The following is a 7,784-nucleotide window of genomic DNA, read 5'->3' as shown; positions in this document are numbered from 1 at the left end:
GGGGTAAAGCTGTAGTAACGCTTAACGATGCAACAGAGCGCACCTGAGCCCCCGAGCAAACGTTTCTATAAGCGCCTTTATAAATAAAAATTCAACCTTGTAAATTATTTTTAAGTAAGGTATAACGAGTGTGTTTGTTTTGCACGTGGTGTTCGGCTTATGTTTACCCGTGCAAGCCTTGCTTTGGTGGGTGCTTTGCGCCTGCAACAAACTTAATTTATACATCAACTATAAGGAGGTGGGATGTATGGACGCACACGGTGCTGGTCACAGTAAAAGCAACAGTCATAGTTGCTCTTGCGGTCGAAGTAGACGTATAAATAGTTGCAAAGAAGTGCATATATCTCATCTTTGCCTGATGGTCACATATATATGTGACAGGGGAGTTGATGTTTATGAAGAACATCTGGAGCATTGTTACGCGTACTAATACGCGCACTAATACGCGTAAGACCTTATCGTCATCTCAAACATTTTCATCTCAAGATACTCATGTAAGTATTTCAAAGCATAAGCCTTTTGATAGTAGTGGCTCATCTCAGAAAAATACGGTAGAAGTTTCGCACGAAGAGCGTCTTACGTTTGCGGCTACGCACAGTAAAACTGCGGTGTTGAGCTATGTACAAAGCTCGCAAGAAGGCTTAACTGAGCGCGAGGTTATTAGTCATCGCGCGCGTTACGGCACCAATTACATTACGCATAAACGCGAAAAAAGCCTCGTTCATCAACTTATAGAAGCGTTTATCAATCCCTTTACCGCTATATTGTGCGTATTGGCAATTATATCTGGACTTAACGATGTTGTATTTCCGCTGCTTTCGATGTTTGGTCAGACGCCCGATAATTGCAGCTACACAACAGTTGTCATTATTGTTGTTATGGTAACCATTTCGGGATTGCTGCGCTTTATTCAAGAGCGTAAAAGCAATAATGCCGTTCATCAGCTTATGGTGATGATTAAGACTACCTGTTCTGTGCTTCGTAAAGGTGATACAGACCAACCTACAAATGAACAGACGGCGCACCGCGAAACTGCTGCGCGTGAAATACCTTTGGACGAATTAGTTGTAGGAGATCTTATCTATTTAAGCACGGGTGATATGGTACCTGCTGATGTTCGCCTCATCGAAACTCACGATTTGTTTGTTAATCAGGCATCTTTAACGGGTGAAAGCGAACCTGCAGAAAAAATTGCCGCAACACAAGCACACCAAGCGAGTGTAACTGATTACGTCAATATTGCTTTTATGGGGACAAATGTTATATCTGGAAGCGGTTGGGCAATTGTGGTGTCTACCGGCATCCATACGCTTTTTGGAAGCATGACTCGTGCGCTGGACGAAAAAGATCCCCAAACAAGCTTTGCAAAAGGCGTTAACGCGGTAAGTTGGGTACTCATTAGATTTATGCTGGTTATGGTGCCCATTGTATTGATGATCAACGGTTTTACCAAAGGTGATTGGGTCGCGGCATCGCTGTTTGCAATTTCGGTAGCGGTAGGCTTAACGCCAGAAATGCTTCCCATGATTGTTACCACGTGCTTAGCCAAAGGCGCTGTTTTAATGAGCAAAAAGCAGACCATTGTAAAGAATCTCAATTCTATTCAAAATTTTGGTGCTATGGATATTCTTTGTACCGATAAAACAGGAACGCTTACTCAAAACGATGTCATACTTGAATATCATTTGAACATTCACGGCAAAGATGACTTACATGTATTAAGAAGTGCATATCTTAATAGCTATTTCCAAACGGGCTATAAAAATCTTATGGATGCAGCCATTATTAAGAAAACCGAGGAAGTAGAATCCGCTGATAAAGAGCTTGAGGATCTGTCAGAAGCGTACACCAAGCTTGATGAGATACCATTTGACTTTAAACGTCGTCGCTTATCGGTGGTTGTAAGGGGTTCTGAAGGCTCTACGGTGATGGTTACTAAAGGTGCTGTTGAAGAAATGCTTTCAATCTGCACGCAGGTGAGAGATGCAGATGCCGTGAAAGATCTTACTGCTGATGTAAAAACAAAGATTTTATTCATGGTATCTTGCCTTAATGACCAAGGATTTAGAGTGCTTGCACTTGCGGTAAAAAACAATCCATCGCCTGTTGGTACGTTTAGTGTTAGTGACGAATGTTCGATGTGTTTTTTAGGAATTCTTGCATTTCTTGATCCACCTAAAGAAAGCGCTGCTTCTACACTTGCAGCTCTTCGTAGTCATGGTGTAACTACCAAGATTTTGACGGGCGACAATACGCAGGTTACACGTACCATTTGTAAAGCTGTAGGTTTGGAAGTGAGCTCCATTCTTGAAGGTAGTGATATCGAAGATTTAACTGATACACAGCTTTCTGAACGCGCGCAAACAACTACTGTTTTTGCAAAGCTGACGCCCGAACAAAAGGCTCGTATTGTGCGCGTCTTGCGCGAATGTGGTCACACCGTTGGGTATATGGGTGATGGCATTAACGATGCAGCTGCTATGAAACAAGCTGATATTGGAATATCGGTTGATAGAGCGGTTGACGTGGCAAAAGAATCGGCTGATATCATTCTGCTACAAAAGGATCTCGGTGTTCTAGAGCAAGGTATTATTGGCGGTAGAAAAACGTTTGCCAATATGGTGAAGTATATAAAGATGACGGCATCTTCTAATTTTGGTAATGTATTTTCGGTACTTATTTCTTCTGCAGTGCTTCCGTTTTTACCTATGCAAAGTATCCAGCTTATTTTGCTGAATCTTATTTATGATCTTTCCTGCACAGCCATTCCGTGGGATGGTGTAGATCGCGAAATGATTGCGCGTCCACGTGCGTGGAATGCGTCATCCATCGGTAAATTTATGATCTGTTTTTGACCCATAAGCTCCATCTTTGATGTGCTTACGTTTGCTGTTATGTTTTTAGTGATATGCCCTCTTTGCGTATCAGGCGGTGTTGTTTGGTGGGATTTGTCAAGTGTATATAGCGGCGCGCAACTTGAAGATGTAAGAGCTGCGTATTGCATGCTTTTCCAAACGGGCTGGTTTGTTGAGTCTATGTGGAGCCAGACGCTGGTTATTCATATGATTCGTACGTCAAAGATACCGTTTATTCAAAGTAATGCATCGTGGCAACTTACTTTGTGTACCTCGTGCGCTATTGCTTTCTTAACACTGATACCGTTTTCGCCATTGGGAGCTGTCTTGGGATTGTGTCCTCTACCTTTAATCTACTTTGCGTATTTAGCATTATGCGTCCTGTTGTACATGGTGCTCACAACGCTTTGCAAAAAACTGTATATTCACCATTATGGTGAGTTGCTTTAGGTTTAGCACGTATTTTTATGCACGATAATGCCTCTTTGTGTTGGGGCCATTATCGTGCATATAGTTTTGCATAATAAATTATAGCTAAGGGAAGGGCACTTGGCTCTTTTTGGCTCGGAATTTTATACCATTATATGGACGCTACTAATGAAAATTCACGCCGCACTGTTTTCAATGGCAGAATTCTTAATTATATGTTATATTGTATAAAACACTTTATGTTGTAAAGTAAATGCTATAAATATAACGTTAAATGGGGTAATAGTATGGCTCAAGTAAATTTTAGAGTAGACGATACAATCAAAGCGAAGGCTGAATGTGCTTGTGCAGCTATGGGTTTAAATATGTCTACGGCTATAAATATTTTTCTTACAAAACTTGCAAATGAGCAAAGAATACCATTTGAAGTAGCTGTTGATCCATTTTATAGGGATGAAAATATGGCAAGACTAAAAGAGTCTATCAACCAGCTCAATGCAGGTAAGGGAAAAGTACATGAGGTAGATTATGAATAAAATTTTTTCAGATGAAGCCTGGGAGGATTTTGAGTATTGGACGAAGCAGGATAGAAAAACTATTAAACGTATACTTCAGCTGCTACAGGATATTGTAAAAGAAACGGTTATGAAGGAATAGGCAAACCTGAAGCCCTCAAGGGAGATTTAAAAGGTTTTTGGAGCAGAAGAATAGACGATTGTAATCGTCTTGTATATCGCATAAGGAATGGAAGTATAGAAGTAGCACAGTGCGGATCACATTATAGAGATAAATAAGTATATGTAATATCAATCTAGCCATCTGTCCAACTGTTTGCTACAACAAAATGGAATTCTACGATTAACTAAATAATCTATTCCACCATCTTTTTTAGTTGAAAATACTAATAATTTTTCCACACGCTCGTTTGTGCAGCCAGTTCATTCCAAGTAATTACTCCCATCGCGCTGTTTGTTCCTGTTTGCCCACGTTAGCTGATCCGCTCAGAATTGTAGTTTTTACGGATAGTAACAAATTTCCAATAATATTACCGCAATACGATTGACGCGCACGTCATTTCCCGTTATCATATCTGCTTGCGTGTTAATGCATTGGGTCGTTAGCTCAGTTGGTAGAGCAGGGGACTTTTAATCCCAAGGTCGGGGGTTCGACCCCCCCACGACCCACCACTTAACACCACTCAACGGGACACTGGGCCATCGTCCAACGGCAGGACTCTGGTTTTTGGTGCCAGCTACCAAGGTTCGAATCCTTGTGGCCCAGCCATTCCGATTCAAACTTTTTCTGAGGCTTATATGTTAAACGACCTGTATCACGTTCTTGACCCTGTGGCATTTCGTATAGGGTCGTTTGCTGTTCGGTGGTATGGTCTTGCGTATATTGCGGGATTTATATGCGCTGGCCTCATTATTTCTTACATTATGAAGCGTTGGAAATTGCGCTTTTCTTCTGATGCGGCTATCACAATAATGATTTGGGTAATCTTTGGCGTGCTTATTGGTGGACGCCTTGGTTACGTGTTGTTTTACGGCGACGGCTATTATTTTTCGCATCCTGAGCACATTATTATGCTCTCTGAGGGCGGCATGAGTTTTCATGGCGGCCTGTGCGGAGCGTTGCTATCAGGCATTATTTCTGCATGGCGTACAGGTATTCCGTACACCACCCTTACCGATATTGGTTGCATTGGCGGCTCTATCGGGCTTTTTTTTGGTCGCATTGCCAATTTTATTAATGGCGAACTGTGGGGCGCGCCTACAACACTTCCGTGGGGCGTCGATTTCGGGGGAAGCGCAGGAAACGTTATGCGTCACCCCAGCCAGCTGTACGAAGCAACGTTTGAAGGCTTGCTGCTGTTTTGCGTGCTGATGGTGCTTGCGCGTCGCATGCCTCCTCGTCCACGTGGATTTTTCACGGGCGTGTTTTTGGTGTGGTATGGTTGTTGCCGCGTGGCAGTAGAGTTTGTTCGCCAGCCTGATGTTCAGCTGGGATATTTGTATGGTGGTTGGCTTACCATGGGACAGGTATTGTCATTTCCCCTGATAGTTATAGGAATTCTAGTGCTGATACATGCATTGCGCGCTAAGCGTCCTCAGGCAGGGCTTCCCGAATAGCGCTCGGGAATGGTTGCACCACATGAACGGTTGCGCCACTCGTTCTTGCATCGTCCGTTCTTGCACCGTTCGTTCTTGCACCGTTCGTTCTTGCACCAACACTCGCATCCGTTTCCGCACGTCTATGTGCGTCATCACGCGCGCTGCTGCTCGCTCTGGTACGCGCCGTCGCTCGCGTTTCCGCACCCGTTCCCGCGCATCCACCCGCGCCTCGAATGCGCCTCGAGCGAGCCAGCGCATTACCAGCTTATGAGCGTGTTTCTCCTGTATATCCTGCAATAATAAACTGCGCGTAGCGAATGCTTACATACACAACCATGATTAGCGCAATTACCGTTTGCACACTCGCGATGGTGCCAATAACGCTGTAATTCGGCAGCAAAAACGATGCCGTTGTGCTTGCGGTGGCTGAAATAACAAACGGAAACGTCATAGCTGCATAGCTTGGGTAAAAGCGCAATTTTAAGCAGCGAATAGCGTTCCCGCAGGCAAAAATATACAACACGCACGCAATACCATATACGCATGTCACAAACAGCTCGTTGGGATGCGCTTCAAACACCATATACGAGTTCAAACAAATGCTTGGCGGAGCAGTATAAATGCAGTACAGCGGGAACATAGCTTCGTTTTTAATAGGGTTGCATACGCTGCGCACGCCAACAGCAATAAGCAACAGCGGTGTTATTCCAATAATCACCCATAAAAGCACGTTCAGGAATGCGTGAACGGGGTAGGTGGTTCCGGTCATGCACGCAATAATAGGCCCAATGAGCAGCACAAAGTGCCCAGGATGTATATCAAGTAGTCCTTGCGTTCGCAGCGCGCGAATGATAAACCACACTATAAGGCACCCGTGCCCGATAATGCCGATTGCCCACACCACAAAGCCAAATTGCACAGATAGGCTGCGTGCATACGTGCTTAGCACCATCACGCCCATAAAGAACGCACCAAAGGTAGCAATGGTGGTTCGATCGTTTAAACCGAGGAACGCTACTTTAGGAAATGCAATAAATTTTGCAAGGATGCATGCCAACATCAGAAGTGCAAGCACAAGGAAAACACCCTGTGCAAATGGCGCTTGTGCAGCAAGTAAATTTCCGATAGACGCACTTGCAAGCATAACACCCCCAAGTGGTAGCGGAGTATGTTCTATTCGTTGCAAAAAGCGCACAATAATCACCTGGTTTCTTGTAGCTACGAGCGCGTGAAATTGTTTGTAGCTGTGTGTAACAGCGTATGTAACTGTGTAACAGCAATATAACAGCGGATGCACTGTGAATCTTTTGAAGTATAGCACGAGCATTGTACGGCGCGGCTTACATTCTGTTTACAACAGTCTGGGTTTCCTTTTGTTTAGAACAGCGCAGGCTCATCGGTGTAGATGTTCTGTGCGAATGCGTGGAAACGGTGTACGTTGCGCCTGCGTCCCAGCATTCCCGCGTTCCCGCATTCGCCCCTGCGTCCCCGCGTTCCCATGTTCACCCCCGAGTCCCCGCGTTCCCATGCTCACCCCAGCATTCCTATGCAATCAGTCAGTTTCATTACTGCAATGTAACGTATTATTATCAAGGTGTCGTTATAACAAATACTAATGTGCAAGTTCGGTATAGTACAGGTATCATGGATAGTAGCAATATTGTGTCTTAACAAATAGTGCGTTTGACACGTATTTTCATGGTCGGGGGGATTATGAACTCAAAGTTGAAGCGGCGCCTTACAGCACTTACTGGCATCATTGTTATTGTACTGATTGTAGTACTTGCCATTGTTGGCGGTGCAACGTCAGCTAAGCGCGTTAGTGTTGCAGAAGCAAGCTCGGATACCTATATCGACAAAAAAATTCAAGTTGAAGGACATGTGGTTGATAATTCATTTACCATTAATGGAAACGTGCTTGAATTTTCTATTTACGACAAGCAAAACGATCCGCGCGCTCAGCATACCTTGCGCGTGCGCTACGAGGGCGGCGTGTCTTCAACATTCGGCAACGATGTTATTGCCATTTGCACTGGTCGCATGGACGAACAGCAGATTTTGCACTGTGCAACGTTGGTAACGAAATGCCCGTCCAAATATGAGAATTCAACCGATGCGCTTAGTGTTTCGCGCTTATTGAAATACGGCAAGGTGGTTCAGGATAAGCCCGTTCGCCTTACAGGAGATGTAAAAGAAAACAGTTTGCAGCCTGTGGACGCAAACTATCGTTTTGTGCTGGTTGATCCAGCTACTAAAGAAGAAATTAACGTGAAGTTCAAAGGTGCCTTATCGGAAAATATTAAAGCAGGAACAACGCTTGTGATTACCGGTTCGCTTACCGCTGAGCTTGATTTTAATGCAACTGATGTCGCTATGAAGGGGTAGG

General features: G+C 44.2%; 8 protein-coding genes and 2 tRNA genes. 9 read left to right on the top strand and 1 reads right to left on the bottom strand.

Going from position 1 to position 7,784, the window contains the following annotated elements; translation table 11 throughout:
* Nucleotides 1-395: 395 nt before the first annotated feature.
* The 8 genes from mgtA to lgt all read left to right on the top strand — a co-directional run bounded on the left by mgtA (nucleotide 396) and on the right by lgt (nucleotide 5,416).
* Nucleotides 396-2,855: a magnesium-translocating P-type ATPase gene (gene mgtA, locus HMPREF3190_RS06865; RefSeq protein WP_449676393.1), complete on the top strand. Its 2,460-nt coding sequence runs from the start codon at nucleotides 396-398 to the stop codon at nucleotides 2,853-2,855.
* Nucleotides 2,856-2,876: 21 nt separating this feature from the next.
* Complete coding sequence (locus tag HMPREF3190_RS07740) at nucleotides 2,877-3,305, top strand: cation transporting ATPase C-terminal domain-containing protein (RefSeq protein WP_449676391.1); 429 nt, start codon at nucleotides 2,877-2,879, stop codon at nucleotides 3,303-3,305.
* A 266-nt stretch (nucleotides 3,306-3,571) separates the two neighbouring features.
* Complete coding sequence (locus tag HMPREF3190_RS06860; protein ID WP_066781626.1) at nucleotides 3,572-3,820, top strand: type II toxin-antitoxin system RelB/DinJ family antitoxin; 249 nt, start codon at nucleotides 3,572-3,574, stop codon at nucleotides 3,818-3,820.
* Nucleotides 3,813-3,941 carry a type II toxin-antitoxin system YoeB family toxin gene (locus tag HMPREF3190_RS07735; RefSeq protein ID WP_449676389.1) on the top strand — a complete coding sequence of 43 codons (129 nt, stop codon included), beginning with the start codon at nucleotides 3,813-3,815 and terminating at the stop codon, nucleotides 3,939-3,941. The genes HMPREF3190_RS06860 and HMPREF3190_RS07735 overlap by 8 nt, the downstream gene beginning before the upstream one ends.
* Nucleotides 3,938-4,078, top strand: coding sequence for a type II toxin-antitoxin system YoeB family toxin (locus HMPREF3190_RS07730; protein ID WP_449676423.1), 141 nt, complete (start codon nucleotides 3,938-3,940; stop codon nucleotides 4,076-4,078). The genes HMPREF3190_RS07735 and HMPREF3190_RS07730 overlap by 4 nt, the downstream gene beginning before the upstream one ends.
* A gap of 317 nt (nucleotides 4,079-4,395) precedes the next feature.
* Nucleotides 4,396-4,471 (top strand) — tRNA-Lys (locus tag HMPREF3190_RS06850).
* 23 nt (nucleotides 4,472-4,494) lie between these two features.
* Nucleotides 4,495-4,568, top strand: a tRNA-Gln gene (locus tag HMPREF3190_RS06845).
* Nucleotides 4,569-4,597: 29 nt separating this feature from the next.
* The gene (gene lgt, locus HMPREF3190_RS06840) at nucleotides 4,598-5,416 is read left to right on the top strand and encodes a prolipoprotein diacylglyceryl transferase (RefSeq protein WP_066781624.1); all 819 of its coding nucleotides are present in this window, start codon (nucleotides 4,598-4,600) and stop codon (nucleotides 5,414-5,416) included.
* Nucleotides 5,417-5,663: 247 nt separating this feature from the next.
* On the opposite strand, the gene HMPREF3190_RS06835 is transcribed toward lgt, so the two are convergent.
* Complete coding sequence (locus tag HMPREF3190_RS06835; RefSeq protein WP_449676386.1) at nucleotides 5,664-6,542, bottom strand: SLAC1 family transporter; 879 nt, start codon at nucleotides 6,540-6,542, stop codon at nucleotides 5,664-5,666.
* Nucleotides 6,543-7,081: 539 nt separating this feature from the next.
* Here HMPREF3190_RS06835 and HMPREF3190_RS06830 point away from each other — a divergent pair.
* Nucleotides 7,082-7,783 carry a cytochrome c maturation protein CcmE domain-containing protein gene (locus HMPREF3190_RS06830; RefSeq protein WP_449676384.1) on the top strand — a complete coding sequence of 234 codons (702 nt, stop codon included), beginning with the start codon at nucleotides 7,082-7,084 and terminating at the stop codon, nucleotides 7,781-7,783.
* Nucleotide 7,784 lies beyond the last annotated feature (1 nt).

Origin of the sequence: Umbribacter vaginalis (assembly GCA_001552935.1) — a bacterium.
In the GTDB taxonomy this organism is placed as follows: domain Bacteria; phylum Actinomycetota; class Coriobacteriia; order Coriobacteriales; family Eggerthellaceae; genus Berryella; species Berryella vaginalis.
The sequence above is the reverse complement of the archived record's forward strand: the minus strand, read 5'-3'. Positions and strand labels throughout refer to the sequence as shown.